The following is a 19,504-nucleotide window of genomic DNA, read 5'->3' as shown; positions in this document are numbered from 1 at the left end:
GGATCTCTGATGCCCAACATCAACGACGCCGTCATCGTTGACGTGGTTCGTACCGCGTCCGGCAAGGGAAAGCCGGGCGGCGCCCTGTCCGGCCACCACCCCGCCGACCTTCTGGCCACCGTGCTCGCCGCCCTCGTCGAACGCAACGGTCTCGACCCCGCCCTGGTCGACGACGTGATCGGCGGCTGCGTCTCCCAGTCCGGCGAGCAGGCCCTCAACATCACCCGCACCGCGCTGCTGGCGGCCGGCTTCCCCGAGTCGGTGCCCGCGACGACCGTCGACCGGCAGTGCGGTTCCAGCCAGCAGGCCGGGCACTTCGCGGCTCAGGGCGTGATCGCTGGGGCGTACGACATCGTGATCGCGTGCGGCGTGGAGTCGATGAGCCGGGTGCCGATGGGCTCCAGCTCGGCGGGTGCCGACACCTCCGGCAAGGGGCTGCTTCGCCGCTACCCGGAGGGACTGATATCCCAGGGCCTCTCCGCGGAACTCCTTGCCGTCCGCTGGAAGCTGGAGCGCGAGGAGCTCGACGCCTTCGCGGCCCGCTCCCATCAGCGTGCCTGGGCGGCGACGGAGACCGGCGGCTTCGACAAGGAGATCGTCCCCGTCGGCGGTCACACCGCGGACGAGACGGTCCGGGCGACGACCACCGCGGAGGGCCTGGCCGGCCTCAAGCCCGCCTTCACCGGTGTCCCCGGAGCCGAGCGCTTCCCCGAGATCGACTGGCGGATCACGCCCGGCAACTCCTCCCCGCTCACCGACGGCGCCTCCGCCGCCCTCATCATGAGCGCCGCCACCGCCGAACGCCTCGGTCTGCGCCCCCGTGCCCGCTACCACTCCTTCGCGGTCTCCGGCTCCGACCCCCTGCTGATGCTCGACGGGGTCATCCCGGCCACCCACAAGATCCTCGAACGCTCCGGCCTGTCGATCGACGCCATCGACGCCTATGAGGTCAACGAGGCCTTCGCGCCTGTGCCCCTGCTGTGGCAGCGCGAGTTCGACGCCGACCCCGAGCGTCTCAACCCGCGCGGGGGCGCCATCGCGCTCGGCCATCCGCTCGGCGCCTCGGGCACCCGGCTGCTCTCCACTCTGGTCAACCACCTGGAAGCCACAGGCGGCCGCTACGGCCTGCAGACCATGTGCGAGGGCGGCGGCATGGCCAACGCCACGATCATCGAACGCCTCTGAAGGTCCGGAACAACTCCCAGCACAGGAGAGTCAGCATGAACATCGCAGGCAGCGTCGCCCTCATCACCGGCGGGGCCTCTGGCCTCGGTCTGGCCACCGCCCGGCGGCTGCTCGACGCCGGAGCGTCGGTGGTCCTGGCCGACCTTCCCTCCTCCGACGGTAAGGCGGTCGCCGCCGAGTTCGGCGACGAGCGGGCCGTCTTCGCGCCCACCGACGTCACCAGCGAGGCCGACGTGAGTGCCGCCATCGAGGCCGCCGCCGGGCTCGGCGACCTGAGGATCGCCGTCAACTGCGCCGGTATCGGCACCGCCGCCCGCACCTTGAGCAAGAGAGGCCCCTTCCCGCTGCCCGACTTCGCCCGCACGATCCAGGTCAACCTGATCGGCACGTTCAACGTGATCCGGCTGGCCGCCGAGAGGATGGCGGCGCAGGAGCCGATCGAGGGCGGCGAGGAACGCGGAGTGATCGTCAACACCGCTTCCGTGGCCGCGTACGACGGCCAGATCGGACAGGCCGCCTACTCCGCCTCCAAAGGCGGCGTGGTCGGCCTCACCCTGCCCGTAGCCCGGGACCTGGCGGGCCACCGCATCCGCGTCATGACCATCGCCCCGGGACTGTTCGAGACGCCGATGCTCGCAGGGCTGCCCGAGGACGCCAAGGCATCGCTCGGCGCCCAGGTCCCCCACCCCAGCCGCCTCGGCCGCCCCTCCGAGTACGCCGCGCTGGTCCAGCACATCGCCGAGAACCCGATGCTGAACGGCGAGGTCATCCGGCTGGACGGAGCGATTCGCATGGCTCCTCGATGACACAGCCACGCCCAGAGCGTATATTCACATATGAATAGTCGTTTAGGAGGCTGTCCGGGCGCGCGGACGAGGCTCGGCAGCCTGCGGACCCCCACGCAGGGAACATGCACATGGACAGCTTCACGGAGCACACCTCCTTCTACATCGACGGCGGCCTGCAGCAGCCGCTCGGCTCGGAGACCTATACGGTCATCGGCGCGTCCACCGAGGAACCGATCGGGCGCGTCCCCGTCGCCGGCGGCAAGGACATCGACGCCGCGGTGACCGCGGCCCGCCGCGCGCTGGACACCCCCGGCGCCCCCTGGCCCACGGCGAGCCCCGCCGAGCGCGCTGACGCGATGGAGCGGTTCGCCGACGCCATCCAGGCGCGCGCCGACCAGTTCGGCCGACTGGTCTCCCGCGAGAACGGCATGCCGATCGCCATGTCCCCGCAGGCCAACGCCCACAGCACGGCGGCGATCCTCAGGTACTACGCGGGCCTCGCCCGCACCTTCGAGTGGGAGGAACGGCGCCCCTCCTTCACCGGCACCACCACGCTGGTCCGACGGGAACCGGTCGGGGTCGTGGGGGCGATCGTGCCGTGGAACTACCCGCAGACGCTCGCGATCATGAAGGTCGCGCCCGCGCTCGCGGCGGGCTGCGCGATCGTCCTCAAGCCCGCGCTGGAGACCTCGCTGGACGCGTACCTCCTGGCCGAGGCCGCCACCGAGGCGGGCCTGCCGCCCGGCGTACTGAACATCGTGCCCGGCGCCCTCGAAGCAGGCGAGTCCCTCGTCGCCCACCCCGGCGTCGACAAAATCGGCTTCACCGGTTCCACTCCGGCCGGCCGGTCGATCGCCGAGGTCTGCGGGCGACTGCTGCGCCCGGTCACCCTGGAACTGGGCGGCAAGTCGGCGGCGATCGTCCTCGACGACGCCGATCTCGACGCCACCATCAAGGGGCTCCCGGGTGTCTCGTTCTTCAACAACGGCCAGACCTGCTACGGCAGCACCCGGCTTCTCGCCCCCGCGAGCCGCTATGCCGAGGTACTCGACGCCGTCTCCGCCATGGCCTCCGGCCTCCGGGTCGGTGACCCCCTCGACCCGGCCACCGCCGTGGGGCCCGTGGTCTCCGCCGCCCAGCGTGAGCGCATCGAAGGGTACATCGCGTCCGGCCACTCCGAGGGCGCCCGGCTCACGGCCGGCGGCGGCCGCCCGGCCGGCCTCGACCGCGGGTGGTACGTCGAGCCGACGGTCTTCGCCGACGTGCGGCCCGACATGACCATCTTCCGCGAGGAGATCTTCGGTCCCGTTCTCGTCGTCACCCCCTACAGCTCGGACGACGAGGCGGTCGCTCTCGCCAACGACTCCGAGTACGGACTCGGCGGCACGGTCTGGACCACCGATGAGGAGCGCGGCACGGCCATCGCCCGCCGGGTGCGCACCGGCAGCATCGGCGTCAACGGCTACCGCCTGGACTTCAACTCCCCCTTCGGCGGCCGCCGCGCCAGCGGCCTGGGGCGCGAGCTGGGCCCCGAAGGCCTGAACGCGTACCTGGAGTTGCAGTCGGTGTACCTGCCGGCCTGACACGACACGCACGGACGGCGCCCAGGAGCCCCTATGCCCCTGGGCGCCGTCCTCGTGTCCGTCGCACGCCACAGGAACCGTCGAAAACCCGGGCGTTCAGGCCCGCCGGCCGGTCAGCCCTGCTGGCGGCTCGGGATCACCCAGTACCCCTTGTGCACGTCGCGGACTTCCTCGCGCACCGGCAGCTTCGGGTCGACATACGCCCTTATCCACTCGACGGGGGCGTCGTTCTCATCGAGCAGTGTCAGCACGCACACGGACACCGGCGTGTCGAGGTACAGACCCAGGTGGCGGGAGACGATCGGCGGCGCGGTACCGGCGTGCAGCCGTCTGCGGATCGTGGTGACGTCGACACCCTCCGCGGCGAGGATCGACATCATGGGCTTGGTCTTGAGGTCTTCGAGGCTGTGGCGCTCGCCCAGTTCGGGCAACTGCACATTGTGCGAGACGACGTGCGGAAGACCCCGGTAGATCCGCAGCCGGACGCACTGCCACAGCTTGCTGCCCGGCGGCAGCCCGAACACCCGGCAGGCTTCGGCGGGGGCGACATCCACGCCGACCTGCAGCAGCTCATACCCGTACTCCGAGGATTCCTCCTCCGGGTAGAAGACCGGCAGGTCATCCTGGTCGCCAGGGCTCGGGGGCATGTAGACGGCCCGCGGACGCTTGCCGCGACCGCGCTCGACCAAGCCTTCCTCGCCCAGACGCTCGAGCGGGGTCCGGGCCGTCACCACACTGACCTTGAAGCGCTCGGCCAGCTCGCGCTCGCCGGGAAAGTCCGTGCGGCCCACCCACAGCCCGTCGAGGATCTCCGCGCGTAGCTGCCGGTAGATCTGCTGCTGCATCGGGACGTCCGGGTTGAGGACGTCCCCGTCGTCCGCCGCGGGACTCGCGATCCCGTCAACACCGGACTCGTTCGACATGTACACGGCCTCTCCTGACCACAACTACGTGAGCGTCTCCAGGCCATTATGACCGGCCCTCACTTGACTTTCCACCTTTCCCATAAGAATATGTGATTACAAGCTTTCCCTGGTTGTCGCCCTTGTGAGGACCCGACATGACTGCACAGAGCAGGTACCGACTCCCCGATACTCCGCTTCCCGAGTTGTTCGTCACTCCCGAGCGCCGGGCGCGAGGCAGTGTCAACGCCTACCGGATGGACCAGCTTCCGGCTGGGACGCAGCGTGAGTTCATCGACATCACGGCTTCCGACGGGGCCTTCTCCTTCGGTCTCCTGCACCTGCCGCCGGGCCCGAAGCCCAAGACCGTCGCGGTGTTCATGCACCCGCGGGAGAACCAGTCCCGGCAGTACCTGAGCCCGTACCTGCTGGAGGCGGGATACGCGGTGTGGGGACAGACCAGCCGTGCGCTGAACAACGACAGCGACATGGTGCACGAGGAGGTCGTCCTCGACACCGCGGCAGGCATCCGGATGCTCAAGGACCGCGGCTTCGAGAAGATCGTGCTCATCGGCAGCAGCGGCGGCACCTCCCTGCTGTCCTACTACCAGTGGCAGGCTGCCCTCCCGCCCGAGGAGCGCCACACACACGGCCCGCACGGCACGCCGACCCGCTTCGCCACGGAGGACATGCCGCCGGCCGACTTCTACGTCGCCCTGGCCCCACACGCCGGCGAGGGCATCATCATGCTCAACATGCTCGACCCGGCGATCGTCGACGAGTCCAACCCGACGGCGATCGACCCGGCGTTGGACATGTTCAACCCCGACAACGGCTACCAGCCGTTCCCGGAGCCGAGCAAGTACGACACCGAGTGGCTCGCCACCTACCGCGAGGGCCAGCGTGCCCGCGCCCGCCGTCTGGATGTCATCGCCCGCTCCCTGATCGCGGACTACGAAGAGGCGAGGCAGGCCGTCGACCGGGAGAAGCTCGGCTCGCCCACGGCTCGCAGGGCACTGATGTCGCCGTTCATGAGCATCTACGGAACGGTCGCCAACCCGGCACACACGGACCCGAGCATCCACCCCAACCACCGCGTGCCCGGGAGCATCTTCTCGGGCGGCCATCCGTTGCGGGGCTCCTACGGCCCCAACGCGCTGGGCCGGATCCTGACCGCACGCGCCTGGCTGGCGACCTGGAGCGGTCTGTCGGCCCAGGCCGAGTGGACGCATGCCGCCGAGCACATCGACGTACCCACCCTGGTCGTCGCACCGCTCGGCGACACCGACGCCTACCCGGAGGAGCAGGAGGAGATCTTCTCCCGCATCCCGGCAGGTGACAAGACGTTCACGACCCTCGCCCACGCGCACCACTACCTCTTCCTGCTACCGAACGCACCGATCGACTACAACCCGCGCGAGGCCGCCGGAGAGATCGTCACCAAGTGGCTGGGCGAGCGCCTCGACGCGTCCTGACGCCCTCACCGCCGAACCAGAGCACCACAGCACCACAGCACCACCCAACCCCCTGGAGGCAGAAATGCCGTTCTACCGTTCCGTGGGACAGGTGCCCCACAAGCGACACGTCCAGTTCCGTAAGCCCGACGGCGGGCTGTACCGCGAGGAACTGATGGGCACCGAGGGCTTCTCGTCCGACTCCGCGCTGCTCTACCACACCTACGCTCCCACCGACGTTGTCGCGGTCGATGCCTGGGAGATCACGGGGCAGGGCACCACACCCAACCACCCTCTCAAGCCCCGTCTGGTCCGCACCCACAAAGTGGACGAGGGAGGCGACGCGGTCACCGGCCGCCGCCTGCTGGCCGCCAACCCGGACGTGCGGGTCAGCTACGTCGTCGCCGATCGGCCCAGCCCGCTGTACCGCAACGCCATGGGCGACGAGATGTACTTCGTCGAGTCCGGCACCGCCCGCGTCGAGACCGTCTTCGGCTCGCTGGAGGTCGGCCCGCGCGACTTCGTCATCATGCCCACCTCCGCGACGCACCGGTGGGTGCCGACCGGTGAGGAACCTGTACGACTCCTCATCGCGGAGTCGACCGGCGGCATCCGCCCGCCCAAGCGCTACCTGTCCGCCCGCGGCCAGTTCCTGGAGCACTCCCCGTACTGCGAGCGGGATCTGCGAGGCCCCTCGGAGCCCCTCGTCGTGGAGGGCGAGAACGTCGACGTGTACGTGCGTCACCGGGCCGGCGGCACGCGCTACACCTACGCCCACCACCCCTTCGACGTCGTGGGCTGGGACGGGCAGCTCTACCCGTACGCGTTCAGCATGGACGACTACGAGCCGATCATCGGCCGGATCCACCAACCGCCGCCGACCTTCCAGACCTTCGAGGCACCGGGCTTCGTCATCTGCTCGTTCGTGCCGCACAAGGTCGAGTACCACCCTGACGCGGTGATCGTCCCCTACAACCACGCCAACGTCGACTCCGACGAGCTGATGTTCTACGTGGAGGCGGCGGGCGGCGCGCGTGCAGGGCACGGCATCGAGACGGGCGCCATCACCTGGCACCCCGCCGGCTTCATCCACGGCCCGCACACGAACGAGCTGGAGAAGTCCGTCGACGCCTACAACGCCGGCCGCATCGAGATCAAGAACCTGCGCGCCGTCATGATCGACACCTTCCGCCCGCTCGACATCGGCGAAGCCGCCCTGGCCAGCGAGGACTCCGACTACCTCGCCAGCTGGCGCAACGCCTGATCGGAGTCCTTTCATGCACGCCGATCAGGTCGTCAGCAGCCTGAACACACCGCTGACCGCGCCCGCCTACCCGACGCCGTCCGGCACCCGGTTCATCGACCGGGAGTACCTCAACATCGTCTACCGCACCGACCCGGAGGCACTGCGGGCCGTCGTACCCGAGCCGCTGACGATCGGCGAACCCCTCGTGCGGTTCGAGGTCATGCACATGGGCGACGTCGGAGGCTTCGGCCCCTACACCGAGGCCGGCATCGCGATCCCGGTGGACTTCGAGGGCGAGCAGGGCGAGTACCTGCACGCCATGTACCTCGACAACTTCCCGGCCACGGCCGGCGGCCGGGAACTGTCCGCCTATCCCAAGGTGCTGGGCACGCCACGCCTGTACGTCGACCACGGAACGCTCGTGGGCACCCTCGACTTCGGGACCCTGCGCGTGGCCACGGCGACCATGGGCTACAAACACCGGCGGCTCGACCCGGAGGAAGCTCTCCGCCAGATCACCGTGCCGACGTACATGGTGAAGATCGTGCCCGGCTATGACTTCAAGCCCCGGGTCGCCGATCTGGTCCGGACCCAGATCACCGACATCACCGTGAAGGAAGCCTGGTCCGGCCCCGCCCGGCTCCAGCTCTTCCACCACGTCCTCGCCCCGCTCGCCGACCTGCCGGTCGTCGAAGTGGTCTCGGCGAGCCACATCCTCACAGACCTGTCGCTGGCCCCCGCCAAGCCGGTCTTCGACTACCTCACCCACGTCCCGAACGCCTAGGAGGCGATGACGATGTCACCGGACAACCCTGCGTCGCGTCAATCCGCAAGCCGCGGACTGCATCTCCGCCACGGTGGAGGGCCCGACGGGCCGGTGCTGGTGCTGCTCCACGGCGGCCTGGGCGACGGCCAGGTCTGGCAGGCCGTCGAGGGCCTCCTGGGGGAACGGTGGCCGGGCAGCTGGCTGGTGCCCGACCTCCCCGGGCACGGGCGCTCGCCGCGTCTGGCCCACTACAGCTACGGCCGGATCGCTGCCGAGGTCGCCGACGCCGTGACCGAACATGTGCCCCGCGGCGTACCGGTACACGTCCTCGGCCACTCCCTCGGCGGCGTGGTCGCCCTCACGCTGGCCAGCGGGTGGTTCGGCATCGACGTGACCACCGTGTGCGCGATAGGCGTGAAACCTGTCTGGTCCACAGAGGAACAGGACCTGATGACCACCGTGGCCGCCGCCCCCGCGCCCGTCTTCGCCACGCGGAACGATGCCCTGGGGTTCGTACTGAGTGCGGCCGCGATGAGCGACGTGGTGACAACGGACTCCCCCTTGTGCGACTCCCTGGTGATCGGCGACGGGGACCAGTGGGAGCCCGTGGCGGACCCCGCTGTCCTGTCGGTCGGTGCCTCGGATCTGCCCGGGCTGATCGCGGCCTGCAAGGCGCAGCAGATCCTGCTTGCCACCGGGGAACACGACCCGATCTGCCGGCCGTCCGACCTCGTCAAGGCATATCCCGAGGTCGCCGTGGTCGCCGGAACGGGGCACTACCCCCACCTCCAGAGCCCCGAGGCGATCTGGTCGTCGCTCGACCACCTGCTGCAGTCCACCCTCCACGCGGAGCGAAGCACTCTGCCTACCTGACCCCCCGGTCGCCGGCCTCACAGCCGGCCGTCCCTCCCTCCGCCATTCCCCCGTCATCCCCCGCCGGTCGGCGTCTGCCACGTCGCGGGCCGGCTTACGAAGGAGCAGTCATGTCCAGTCACCGGATCGGCCTGCTGGTGCCGAGTTCGAACACCACCATGGAAACCGAGATCCCGGAGATCCTCCGTCGGCAGAGCGCGCTGACGGGTGATCAGTTCACCTTCCATGCCAGCCGTATGCGGATGAAGACCGTGGAGAAGAGCGAGCTGGCCGCGATGAACGCCGACGCGGGCCGCGCGGCGGTTGAACTCGCCGACGCACAGGTCGAGGTGATGGCGTACGCGTGCCTCGTCGCGATCATGTCCCAGGGCAACGGCGTGCACCGGGGCATCGAGGCGGACCTGACCCGCACCGCGGCGGAGAACGGCTGCGCGGTGGACGTCCTCTCCAGCGCCGGCGCCCTGGTGGAGGGACTGCACCACCTCGGCGCCAAGAAGGTGTCCATCGTCACCCCGTACATGAAGCCGCTGACCGCGCTGGTGGCCGACTACATCGAGGCCGAGGGCGTGGAGGTCCAGGACTCGATCAGTCTGGAGGTCGACGACAACCTCGCCGTCGGCCGCCTGGACCCGTCCCGGCTGCCGGACATCGCGGCCGGACTCGACACCCGCGGCGTGGACGCCGTCGTGCTCTCCGCCTGCGTCCAGATGCCCTCCCTTCCCGCCATCCCTGACGCGGAGAAGCGTCTCGGTCTGCCTGTCGTCACGGCGGCCGCGGCCACGTCCTGGAAGGTCCTGCGCACGCTCGGCCTGGAGACCGTCGCCGACGGCGCCGGCGCGCTCTTCAAGAAGAACTGACCACCGGGCGAAGCGCTCAGGCGCCCCGCCCGGCCAGCCCCCCACATCCACGCACCAAGCGAAGGAGCACGTCCATGGCCCCCATTCCCATGGAAACCACGATCAACGGCTCTCCCGAGCAGGTCTTCGACATCATCACGCAGGTCCGCTTCTGGCCGCAGTGGCACGTCCTCACCCGGGCCGTCACGGGCACTGTCCAGCGCCCGTTCCTTCCGGGCGACGAGTTCACCGAGTTCATCCGCACCGCCGAGGGGTCCAGGGAACTGACCTGGCAGGTCGCGGCGTACGAGCGCGCCAAGCACGTGACCATCGAGCTCTTGGGTACTCCCGGCTCCATCTCGTACACCTTCGAGCAGGTCCCCGACGGCACCCTGTTCCGACGGATCGTCAACGGCAGCGGTTCGCAGGAATCGCGGGCGGCGACGCCCGAGACCGAGGCGCAGTCCGTGGCGAACCTGAAGGCGCTGGTCGAGGACGTCCTCGCACACGAGAAGAAGGGGCCCGTCTTCCCCTGACCCAGGCATGGTGGCCGACGGCGTCGCAACCGGCGCCGTCGGCCACGGCCTCCTCAACTGTCCGTAAACCCTTGGGAACCCGTGATGCCCCACAGCCGCCCGAACTCCGAACTCCGCGGCACCGCCGTCCTCGCCGACCCTCTCCTCAACAAGGGGACGGCGTTCAGCCCGAGCGAACGTGCCCGGCTCAACCTCGACGGTCTGCTGCCGCCCGCCGTGGAAACCCTCAAGGCGCAGGTGGCCCGGGCCTACGAGGCCTATCGCAACTATGCCAAGCCCCTCAACCAGCACATCTACCTGCGACAGCTGCAGGACACCAACGAGGTCCTCTTCTACCGTCTCGTGACGGAGCACCTCGAAGAAATGCTCCCGGTCGTCTACACCCCGACCGTCGGGGATGCCTGCCGGCAGTTCAGCTCTATATACCGCCGCCCGCGCGGTCTGTTCCTCTCCTGGGAGGACCGGCACAGGTTCCGGGAGATCCTGCGCAACCGGCCGCACGACGACCAGGACGTTGACGTCATCGTGGTCACCGACGGGCAGCGCATCCTCGGCCTGGGCGACCTGGGCGTGGGCGGCATGGGCATCCCGATCGGCAAGCTGAGTCTGTACACGGCCATCGGCGGCATCGCCCCGGCACGCACGCTGCCGATCCTGCTGGACGTCGGTACGGACAATGATGAACTGCTCGCCGATCCGCGGTACCTCGGCCGACGCAGCCGCCGCCTCACCGGCGCGGAGTACGACGAGATGATCGAGTCGTTCGTCTCGGCTGTCGAGGCGGAACTGCCGAACACCCTGCTTCAGTGGGAGGACTTCGCCACCGCCCACGCGCGTCCCATACTCACCCGCTACCGCGACCGTCTGCTCACCTTCAACGACGACATCCAGGGCACCGCCGCCGTGGCGCTCGGTGCCCTGTCCACCGCGGCCGACATCTCCGGCACGCCGCTGGCGCAACAGCGTCTGGTGGTGCTGGGCGCGGGTTCGGCCGCCATCGGTGTCGCCGACATGATCCGCACGGCGATGACCGAGGAAGGAGTCTCCGCCGCCGCGGCCACCGCGCGCTTCTGGGTGGTCGACGTGGACGGACTGCTGGTGCGCTCACGAACCGACCTGACCGACGAACAGCGGCTCTACGCACGTGACGACGACGAAGTGGCCAAATGGAACGACACCGGCCTCGCCGAGGTGGTGCGCCGCACCGCGCCGACCGCGCTCATCGGGCTGTCGACGGCGCGGGGCGCGTTCACCGAGGTGATCGTGCGGCAGATGGCATCCACCTGCGAACGGCCCGTCATCTTCCCGCTCTCCAACCCCACCTCGAACGCCGAGGCCGACCCCGCGGACCTGCACCGCTGGACGAACGGCACGGCGCTGATCGCCACCGGCTCGCCGTTCGCACCGCTGAAGGTCGACGGGCACGAGGTGACAGTGGCCCAGGCCAACAACGTGTACGTCTTCCCCGCCATCGGACTCGCGGTGACCGCGAGCCGGGCCACCCGCGTCACCGACCACATGCTGGTCGCCGCCGCCCGCGCCATCGCACGCTGCGCAACGGAGGTTCAGGACGGCGACGGACCGGCCCGGCTTCTTCCACCCCTGGGCGGGATGCGAGCGGCCGCCCGGGACATCGCGTTGGCAGCCGCGCTGGCAGCGGTCGAGGACGGCGTGGCACCCAAGGCGACCGAGAAGCAGCTGCGCAAGGCGATCGCCTCGGCGCAATGGAAACCGGACTACGGCCACACAGCCGCCTCGGAGTGACCGAGCGGCCCTGCCCGGCCCACTGACACACAGGAGATTCCCATGCCCGCGATATCCGTTCCGGACCTCCTGGTCCTGCCCCGCGTTCCCGACCTGTCCGAGATCACCGTCGACCGACCGGTCGCCCATCTCAAGACCGGTGTGGACGAGGAACCCACGGAGGGTTTCGGTGTACGTCGGGTATTCCCTACCCCCGGTGCCGGAATGCGGATGTCCGACCCGTTCCTCCTGCTCGACCACCGCGCCGACACCGTCCTCGAGCCGCGGACGGCGAAAGGACGGCCCTGGCATCCGCACCGGGGCTTCGAGACCGTCACCTACCTGATCGACGGCGAGATCGAACACGAGGACACCCACGGCGGTGGTGGGATCATCCGAGGCGGCGACACCCAGTGGATGACGGCGGGCTCAGGCGTCCAGCACCACGAAAGCCCGTCGGAACGTCTGGTCATGGAAGGCGGCGTCGTCCAGGGCGTTCAACTGTGGGTGAACCTCCCGAGCGAACTGAAGATGGCCCCACCGCGCTACCAGGACATCGACGGCTCCCGGTTGGCGCTGCTGACCTCGCAGGACGGGGGCGCGCTGATGAGGGTCATCGCCGGGGAGATCGCTGGGCATCGTGGCCCTGGCGTCACGCACACTCCGATCACGCTCGCGCATGCCTCGATCGCGCCGGGCGCCCGGCTTCGCGTGCCCTGGCGTCCTGACTTCTCCGCCATGGTGTACGTCCTGTCCGGACAGGGCTCCGTCGGTGCCGAGCGACGCCCGGTGGCCGAGGGGGAGATCGCCTACTTCGGGGCGGGCGAGAGCCTCACCGTGACGGCGGGCGCCCGCCAGCCCGACCGCACCGGCGAGATGGAGGTCCTGCTGTTGGGCGGGCTGCCTCTGAGCGAGCCGCTCGCGGCTTACGGTCCGTTCGTCATGAACACTCATGAGGAGATCGTCCAGGCCGTCGCGGACTACCGAAGCGGCCGGATGGGCGTCATTCCCGCCAAGGCCGTCTGATCACCGGCATCACCACCACAGGCCCGGACCGGGTTGTCGTAGTGCGGGGGCGGCACGATGCTGGAGAGGCGGGCATCGGCGACTGCCTTTCCGCAGTCTCCTTCGTCTGCGCGGCACCGAAGTGAGTGGTCATGTGCAGCGAAGCCTCCTGGCACGACAACAACCGTCACGTGCTGACGCCAGGTGCGGGCGCGGTGACTGTCGACGCTCGCGGTCGCGTCAGCACGTGGAGTACCCGCGCCGAGCAGTTGCTCGGCTATCCGGCCGGCGATGTCCTGGGCCGCCGTGCCGCGGACCTGCTGGCCGCGCCCGTCCCCGCTTCGGTTCGGAGATACCTGACTGAGCGGGCCGAGTGGAGTGGCACATTCGTCATTCGGCATCGTGACGGCACCCCGATCAGTACGCGGATCCGCGCCTTCCCTCAGCTGGACGCCCAGGGGGCAGACAGCTGGATCCTCCTGCTGGCCGAACCCCCCAACGCCTCGGCCAGTGGTGCTGACGCGTCGTGGGAGCGGTCCTTCTCCCAATTGCCGGTAGCCCTGCTCATCCACGACGCCGAGGCACGGGTGACGCACGCGAACGCTGAGGCGCTCCGCCTGTTGGAACTGCGCGAAGACGTGGTCCTCGGTCACCGCATCGACGAGTTCCGCACCGGCTCACTGCACGACGACCTGGCGAAAGCAGTGGTGCAGGTGATCCGCACGGGCGAGCCGATACGGACGGAATCGTCCATGCACACGACCGGAGCGAACCGCCCTCGCACCTGGTCGCTCGTCATTTCTCCGCTCGAGGACGCGGCCGGTCGGCTGTACGGCGCTGCCACCACGGCGAGGGAGATCACGGAGCCGGCCTGGGCACGGTGGCGGCTGAGCGTGGTGAACGAGGCGAGCATCCGCATCGGAACAACCCTGGAGGTTGTACGCACTGCGGAAGAACTGGCCGAACTCGCGGTCGAGCGGTTGGCTGACTTCGCCGCTGTAGACCTACTCGATCCCGTGTACAGCGGTGAGGAACCCAAACCCGGCTGGCCCGCGGACGCCACCTCCATGCGACGCGCCGCCAACCGATCTGTCCTGGACAGCTGTCCCGAGGCCGTCTTCCAGCCGGGCGAGTTGAGCGTCTTCCCGGAGAGCTCGCCGCTGGCGGAGGCACTGGCGGAGGGCCGCGCGGCCCGCTACGGGTGGGACGAGCCGAGCGTCCGCGACTGGCTGAAGGATCACCGGGACCTGTCCTCCAAGATGTCGGCCTTCGGGATGCACTCGGTCATGCTGGTGCCGATCCGCGCGCGGGAGACCCCTCTGGGCTTCGCCCTGTTCGCCCGCCATCGCACTCCGGAGCCCTTCGACGACGACGATCTGCTGCTGGCGGAGGAGATCACGGCTCGCGCCGCTGTCTGCGTCGACAACGCACGCCGCTACACCCGGGAGAGAAAGACCTCGCTGGCCCTTCAGCAGAGCCTCCTGCCTCAGAGTGCTCCCAGAGAAGCCGCGGTCGAGGTCGCCTCCCGGTATCTACCGGCGGGCTCGGAGGCCGGCATCGGCGGCGACTGGTTCGACGTGATCCCCTTGTCGGGCGCCCGGGTCGCATTGGTGGTCGGGGACGTCGTCGGCCACGGTATCCACGCATCGGCCACGATGGGTCGACTGCGTATGGCGGTGCGTACCCTCGCCGACGTCGATCTGCCGCCCGATGAACTGCTCACCCATCTGGACGATCTCGTGCTGCGCCTTGATCGCGCACAGGGCGAGGTGGAGGGGGAGGTCCGTTCACAGTCCGACGGCGACGTCGGTGCGACTTGTCTGTACGCGGTCTACGATCCCGTCCTGCGTCGCTGCACGGTCGCCCGAGCGGGCCATCCACCGCCTGTCCTGGTCCACCCGGACGGCACCGCGGGCTTCCTCGACCTGCCTGCTGGTCCGCCGCTGGGAATAGGCGGCCTGCCCTTCGAGTCGGCGGTACTCGACGTGCCGGAAGGCAGTCTGCTCGTCCTCTACACCGACGGTCTGGTCGAGGCCTCCGACCGCGATATCGACGCCACCAGCGAACTGCTGCGCCGCACACTCGCCGCTCCGGGGCAATCCCTGGAACGCATGTGCGACACCATCCTGGAGAGGCTCCTGCCCGATCACCCGGTCGACGATGTCGCTCTCCTGCTCGCGCGGACTCGCGCCCTGGACAGCTCCCGTGTTGCCACCTGGGATCTGCGCTCCGACCCGGCCATCGTGGCCACCGCCCGCAGTCAGGCCGTGGAGCGGCTGATGGCATGGGGCCTGGAGGAGTGCGCCTTCGTCACCGAGCTCGTGGTCAGCGAGCTGGTCACCAACGCCATCCGCTACGGCGAAGAACCCATCCGGCTCCGCCTGATCCGCGATCGCGCCCTGATCTGCGAGGTCACGGACGGCGGCAACACGTCACCACACCTTCGGCGCGCCCGTACCTTCGACGAAGGCGGTCGCGGACTCCTTCTGGTGGCGCAGCTGACCGACCACTGGGGCACCCGGCACACCACACGGGGCAAGACGGTCTGGGCCGAGCAGGGCCTCCCCGGCCCCCTCTGAGCCGGAGTCCTACGAGGGCCGCTGAGGCGCCCGCGCGCTGTCCATGTACACGCGAAGATCCACCACCTCATCTCCCTGCCAACGGAAAACGCTCACCACGGGAACGGCCGGAGTCACCTCGGTCTCGTACTGGTACATCACGGTCGCCTCAGCGACCACCACACCAGGCTCGGGCTCCCACAAGCCGCTGATGTCATGCCGGACGGCGAGAAGGCCGGCGGCTCGCATCTTCTCGACGGCCTCCCGAATCGCCTGCCGCCCCACAATGGCCGCCGCCCCGCGGCTCATCCGGACATCCTTGCCCAGACCCTCGACGAAGGCATCGGGGTCCAGCGCAAGAGCCGACTCGGCGTAGTGCCTGCGAACCCATTCCAGACGGTCCATTGCCCCTCCACTACAGAAAGCGAACAGCCGCCAGTCCGTGCGCCCTTGGGGGCCCGCCAACTGTCGACCGTTCAACTGCTTGGTGCTCCTCGGACATCGACTCCGTCAGGCGCTCGCTGCCCGGAAGACGACGTACACGACGGCGAGCAGCCCGAACACCGCGGCCGGGATGATCGCCTTGCCCGAATCCTTGGCCCGGACGTGCGCGCCCACGGCACCGACCATCAGCAGAGCGAGACCGGCGCCGGCCGCGACGCCCAGCCAGGCGAGCCACAGCCCGACCACGGCACCCGCGGCGCCGAGGACTTCGAGGGTGCCGATGACCCGGTTGACACCGTGGGGCACACCCAGATGGTCGGCCTGCGCCAGGGCTTTGGCCTGACCTGCGACCTTGGGTACGCCTGCGGCCAGAAAGGCGAGGGCCAGCAGGACGGCGATTATGGCGGCGGTGATGAACATGGCTGAACTCCGGGGGTGCTGGGGAGAAGGGCAGGCGCGCGAATGTGTCAGAAGCCGATGGCTTCGCGCACCAGGACGACGGTGGCGCGGCCGGGTACGACTTCCCGGCTGCTGATGAGGATCTTGGCGACGACGCTCCGCTGGCCGTAGGCCTGCTGGGCGCGCGTGTCCTCCTTGGGATACGAGTAGCTGTCGATCCGGCGCAGAGCGGTCTGCAGGTCGGGGACGATCTTCTGGGCCCCCACGACCCACACGGCGCGCGCGGCACCGTAGGCGTAGGGTGCGAGCTGGCTGCCGCTGGCGGACGCGGTGACCAGGTGCCCGTCCTCAGTGACGGCGTGGACGCTGCCGACCACGACGTCGGGGGCGGATCGCGTCCGGCGGACCTCGTCGTAACGTGCACGGAGGTCCCAGTCGGCCTGGCTCGCCCGGACACTCATGAACCGTCCGGAACCGTCGACGTCCTCGGTGATGCCGGTGAGCCGCAGCGTCTCGCTGGTGGAGGTGAAGACGGTCTTGTCCGTCGGCAGGATCTCGTTCACGAGTCGGCGCGCGTCCGCGGCCGTGTCCACGATCCGCACAGTGAAGCCGTTCGCGCTCAACGCGTCCGCCGCCCGGTCGATGCTCGCCGCCGACACCGGGATGCCGAAGGAGTCGTCCACGGGCAGCAGTTCGCTGGTGGTGCTCTCAGTCATGGGGGGATTCCTTGTCTTGCGGCTCAGGCAGCCAGGTTCTGCTCGTACACGGTCGCGCCCTCGGTGAGGCTCACCAGGAAGCGCCGGGTCTCGATGGTCTCGTTCAACGCCTGCTGCCAGGCCTCGGGAGACGAGCGCTGCCAGCGCCGGGTCTGCTGATTGTTGCGAGCGAACAGGTCGACCAGGGGGCCGAGTTCGGAGTGGCCCACGCCGAGCCGGTCGCAGAGCTCGTCGCCCAGAATGCGGCGGGCGAAGGCCGCGACGAGTTGCGCGGTCAGGGGCACAGGGGTTTTGAGTGTCATCTGCGACAGCATCGCGATCAGCACCTCCAGCGTGGCCGAGGTGAGAGCGATGGAGTTCTCGTCCGGCTCGCCGTTGACCGCCTCGATAGCGGCGTACCACTCGCCCGCCTGCTCGTGGTCGTTGATGCTCCGGTACAGGGCGGGATCCACGCCCAGGAGGTAGGCGACGTAGTGCCAGTACTGGTAGACGCTCGCCAGTTCCTCGTCGGTGAAAGTGATCCCCAGCGTCTTCAGGGCGTTCATCGGGCTGTACGTGAAGTCCAGCCAGGTGCGCACCAGGTCGACCTGGTTGATCGGCGTACCGAGGGTCTCCACGTCCCAGCCATGCTTCTGCTGGGTCGCGCGCACTCGCGCGTGCATCAGCCGTACTTGAACCGTATCGAGGTATCCGGGCCCGCCCAGGAGCATTCCCCCGGGCAGCGCAACGCTGTTGAGCCACTTGCCCGTCTCCTGCAGTCGGCGCTGGGTGATGGTCACCAACCGCCCCGTACCAGCGAGAACACCCGCGATACGGGGCGCGCTGTACTCGGGCAGAAGCGAGCCGAGCGCCAGCGCGATCTGGGTCCACTGCACTTCGACGGACAGGTACGCGGTCTCGCCCTCGGCCAGTTTCTCGGCGTCCACCCAGTCGGGGACAGCCTGGACCTCGCGCAACAGGGCGGCGATCGCCGGGGGCGCGTCATCGAGCGAGGAGAGCCCGTTCTTCAGTCCTTCGTTGAAAAGACGTCGGGCGGACGGCCCCAGCTCGTCCATCTCTGCGATCACGGCGTCGGCCAGCGGGTCTCCGGCCTTCAGTGACCGTTCGATGAGAGCCATTCGCTCGTCTGCGGCGGCTTGCGTTGTCATGCCTGACCTCCAAGGAGGCTTGGAATCCTTGACCGGTCGTGCACTGCGCGGGTGTGGCCACCGAGCACCGCCGATCACTTAATCACCTAAGTTACTGTGATTTAGCGAAAGGTCAAGTCGACGTACCGCCCGAGGGCGCTCACGGAGGCTTCCGCCACCGTCCCTCACAGTTCAAAGCTAACGTTCGCTAGAATCGCGTGTAGCAGCCTGTCGGCCGCAACACGAAGGAGTAGTGGATGTCGGCCACAAAGCCCGGCGGGAGTGCCCCCTCGGCCAGGGACGTGCGCATCGACGATTGGCGAACGTTCGCACCGCTCGAACTGCACCCGATCCTGGCGGCAGCGCTGGAGGAGTTCCGCGAACACGGCTACCACGGCACATCGGTGAGGGACGTCGCCCGCCGAGCCGGAGTCAGCCTGCCGATGATCTATTACCGCTTCGAGAACAAGCAAGGGCTGCTCGTCGCGCTCCTGGAGGACGCGATAAGCGAAGTGCTCCACCGGGCCCACCTCGCCGACTCGGCGGCCCAAGGCCGGGTACTGGAGCGGTTCGCCAACGTCATCGAGTGCATCGTGCTGCACATGACCCACCGGGCAGCGACAGCCGGCCTGGACTCGGAATTGCGCTACCTGGAACCCGCGAACCGCAAGAAGTACGCGGCTTTGCGCAAGGAACTGGAGGAGCTGCTCCTCGGGATCATCGAGGAGGGCGTGACACAGGGCCTGTTCGAGGTGGACCGCGCCCCGGACACCGGTCGCGCACTCCTCGGCATGTGCCAGGCAGTGGCCGCCTGGTTCCACTCCGAAGGCCCCCTCGCACCGGAGGAGATCGCCGATCGCTATGTCGCGATCTCACTGCGCACGGTGGGAGCACGAGTCCGACCGGTATCTCGCAGCCAGGAGTGACGACCTCACGGGTCGGGCGCCCACGCCCGGTCCACGACGAGCGGATCCATCAGCGCCTTGACCAGCGGCTGGCGTCCCTCGAGCCGGACAGCACACTGCTCGACCAACCGGGGCGGTTGTACGGCGAGGCGCTGAGCGACGTAGCCATCGACAGGAACCTGCGCATGCTCCTCGCCGAAACACGGCGACGGGGCACAGGCGAGTACGCCACCCAGGCCGCCGCCATTCGAAGTCGCACCCTGGACGCCACCGCCGACCGCATCCGGGCGGCGCAGCAGCATGGCGAAGCCGGCCGAACCACCGACCCCACGCAAGCAGCATGGAACTTCTACGCCCTACGGCAGGGCCGCCTTGGAAAGCTTGCGCCTGGACAACGACCTCGACCGCGCTGGCGCACTGCTGCAGCACGCCTTTGCC

19 protein-coding genes are annotated in these 19,504 nt (G+C 69.0%); 13 read left to right on the top strand and 6 right to left on the bottom strand.

The genetic code is table 11. The features are described 5' to 3' along the window. Positions 1-18: 18 nt before the first annotated feature. The 3 genes from OG252_RS42955 to OG252_RS42945 all read left to right on the top strand — a co-directional run bounded on the left by OG252_RS42955 (position 19) and on the right by OG252_RS42945 (position 3,556). Positions 19-1,185, top strand: coding sequence for a thiolase family protein (locus OG252_RS42955; RefSeq protein ID WP_266448795.1), 1,167 nt, complete (start codon positions 19-21; stop codon positions 1,183-1,185). A gap of 35 nt (positions 1,186-1,220) precedes the next feature. After that, positions 1,221-1,991 (top strand): 3-hydroxyacyl-CoA dehydrogenase, encoded by a 771-nt coding sequence (locus OG252_RS42950; RefSeq protein WP_266444078.1) that lies wholly within the window; start codon positions 1,221-1,223, stop codon positions 1,989-1,991. A gap of 110 nt (positions 1,992-2,101) precedes the next feature. Further along, positions 2,102-3,556: an aldehyde dehydrogenase gene (locus OG252_RS42945; protein ID WP_266444076.1), complete on the top strand. Its 1,455-nt coding sequence runs from the start codon at positions 2,102-2,104 to the stop codon at positions 3,554-3,556. A gap of 113 nt (positions 3,557-3,669) precedes the next feature. Here OG252_RS42945 and OG252_RS42940 read toward each other — a convergent pair whose 3' ends face one another. Then, entirely contained in the window at positions 3,670-4,479 is an 810-nt protein-coding gene (locus OG252_RS42940) for a GntR family transcriptional regulator (RefSeq protein WP_257548665.1), read from the bottom strand. A gap of 137 nt (positions 4,480-4,616) precedes the next feature. On the opposite strand from OG252_RS42940, the gene OG252_RS42935 reads away from it, so the two are divergent. From OG252_RS42935 to OG252_RS42895, 9 genes are all read left to right on the top strand, one after another. Further along, positions 4,617-5,933, top strand: coding sequence for a hypothetical protein (locus tag OG252_RS42935; RefSeq protein WP_266444070.1), 1,317 nt, complete (start codon positions 4,617-4,619; stop codon positions 5,931-5,933). A 64-nt stretch (positions 5,934-5,997) separates the two neighbouring features. Beyond that, a complete protein-coding gene (locus OG252_RS42930) occupies positions 5,998-7,176 on the top strand; it encodes a homogentisate 1,2-dioxygenase (RefSeq protein ID WP_257548661.1) in 1,179 nt (392 codons plus the stop codon). 13 nt (positions 7,177-7,189) lie between these two features. Then, a complete protein-coding gene (locus tag OG252_RS42925) occupies positions 7,190-7,942 on the top strand; it encodes an acetoacetate decarboxylase (RefSeq protein ID WP_266444064.1) in 753 nt (250 codons plus the stop codon). A 93-nt stretch (positions 7,943-8,035) separates the two neighbouring features. Next, positions 8,036-8,797, top strand: a complete 762-nt coding sequence (locus tag OG252_RS42920; RefSeq protein ID WP_329342958.1) for an alpha/beta fold hydrolase — start codon at positions 8,036-8,038, stop codon at positions 8,795-8,797. A 110-nt stretch (positions 8,798-8,907) separates the two neighbouring features. Continuing rightward, entirely contained in the window at positions 8,908-9,654 is a 747-nt protein-coding gene (locus tag OG252_RS42915; protein WP_329342957.1) for a maleate cis-trans isomerase family protein, read from the top strand. A gap of 74 nt (positions 9,655-9,728) precedes the next feature. Continuing rightward, on the top strand, positions 9,729-10,169 hold the full coding sequence (locus OG252_RS42910) for an SRPBCC family protein (protein WP_329342955.1): 441 nt from the start codon (positions 9,729-9,731) through the stop codon (positions 10,167-10,169). An 84-nt stretch (positions 10,170-10,253) separates the two neighbouring features. Then, positions 10,254-11,933: an NAD-dependent malic enzyme gene (locus tag OG252_RS42905; protein WP_329342953.1), complete on the top strand. Its 1,680-nt coding sequence runs from the start codon at positions 10,254-10,256 to the stop codon at positions 11,931-11,933. A 42-nt stretch (positions 11,934-11,975) separates the two neighbouring features. Further along, positions 11,976-12,938 (top strand): pirin family protein, encoded by a 963-nt coding sequence (locus OG252_RS42900; protein WP_329342951.1) that lies wholly within the window; start codon positions 11,976-11,978, stop codon positions 12,936-12,938. A gap of 131 nt (positions 12,939-13,069) precedes the next feature. Continuing rightward, positions 13,070-15,496 (top strand): SpoIIE family protein phosphatase, encoded by a 2,427-nt coding sequence (locus tag OG252_RS42895; protein ID WP_266444051.1) that lies wholly within the window; start codon positions 13,070-13,072, stop codon positions 15,494-15,496. Positions 15,497-15,505: 9 nt separating this feature from the next. On the opposite strand, the gene OG252_RS42890 is transcribed toward OG252_RS42895, so the two are convergent. The 4 genes from OG252_RS42890 to OG252_RS42875 all read right to left on the bottom strand — a co-directional run bounded on the left by OG252_RS42890 (position 15,506) and on the right by OG252_RS42875 (position 18,182). Next, positions 15,506-15,880: a nuclear transport factor 2 family protein gene (locus OG252_RS42890; protein WP_266444049.1), complete on the bottom strand. Its 375-nt coding sequence runs from the start codon at positions 15,878-15,880 to the stop codon at positions 15,506-15,508. Positions 15,881-15,985: 105 nt separating this feature from the next. Continuing rightward, positions 15,986-16,339 carry a DoxX family protein gene (locus tag OG252_RS42885; RefSeq protein WP_266444046.1) on the bottom strand — a complete coding sequence of 118 codons (354 nt, stop codon included), beginning with the start codon at positions 16,337-16,339 and terminating at the stop codon, positions 15,986-15,988. A gap of 47 nt (positions 16,340-16,386) precedes the next feature. Further along, positions 16,387-17,034 (bottom strand): LUD domain-containing protein, encoded by a 648-nt coding sequence (locus OG252_RS42880; RefSeq protein WP_266444043.1) that lies wholly within the window; start codon positions 17,032-17,034, stop codon positions 16,387-16,389. A 23-nt stretch (positions 17,035-17,057) separates the two neighbouring features. After that, a complete protein-coding gene (locus OG252_RS42875) occupies positions 17,058-18,182 on the bottom strand; it encodes an oxygenase MpaB family protein (RefSeq protein ID WP_266444040.1) in 1,125 nt (374 codons plus the stop codon). Between the two features lie 236 nt (positions 18,183-18,418). On the opposite strand from OG252_RS42875, the gene OG252_RS42870 reads away from it, so the two are divergent. After that, positions 18,419-19,087: a TetR/AcrR family transcriptional regulator gene (locus tag OG252_RS42870; RefSeq protein ID WP_266444038.1), complete on the top strand. Its 669-nt coding sequence runs from the start codon at positions 18,419-18,421 to the stop codon at positions 19,085-19,087. A 5-nt stretch (positions 19,088-19,092) separates the two neighbouring features. Here the strand turns inward: OG252_RS42870 and OG252_RS42865 are convergent, their stop codons facing one another. Next, positions 19,093-19,368 carry a hypothetical protein gene (locus tag OG252_RS42865; RefSeq protein WP_266444035.1) on the bottom strand — a complete coding sequence of 92 codons (276 nt, stop codon included), beginning with the start codon at positions 19,366-19,368 and terminating at the stop codon, positions 19,093-19,095. Between the last annotated feature and the right edge of the window lie 136 nt (positions 19,369-19,504).

The organism is Streptomyces sp. NBC_01352 (assembly GCF_036237295.1).
Lineage (GTDB): Bacteria > Actinomycetota > Actinomycetes > Streptomycetales > Streptomycetaceae > Streptomyces > Streptomyces plumbiresistens.
The sequence above is the reverse complement of the archived record's forward strand: the minus strand, read 5'-3'. Positions and strand labels throughout refer to the sequence as shown.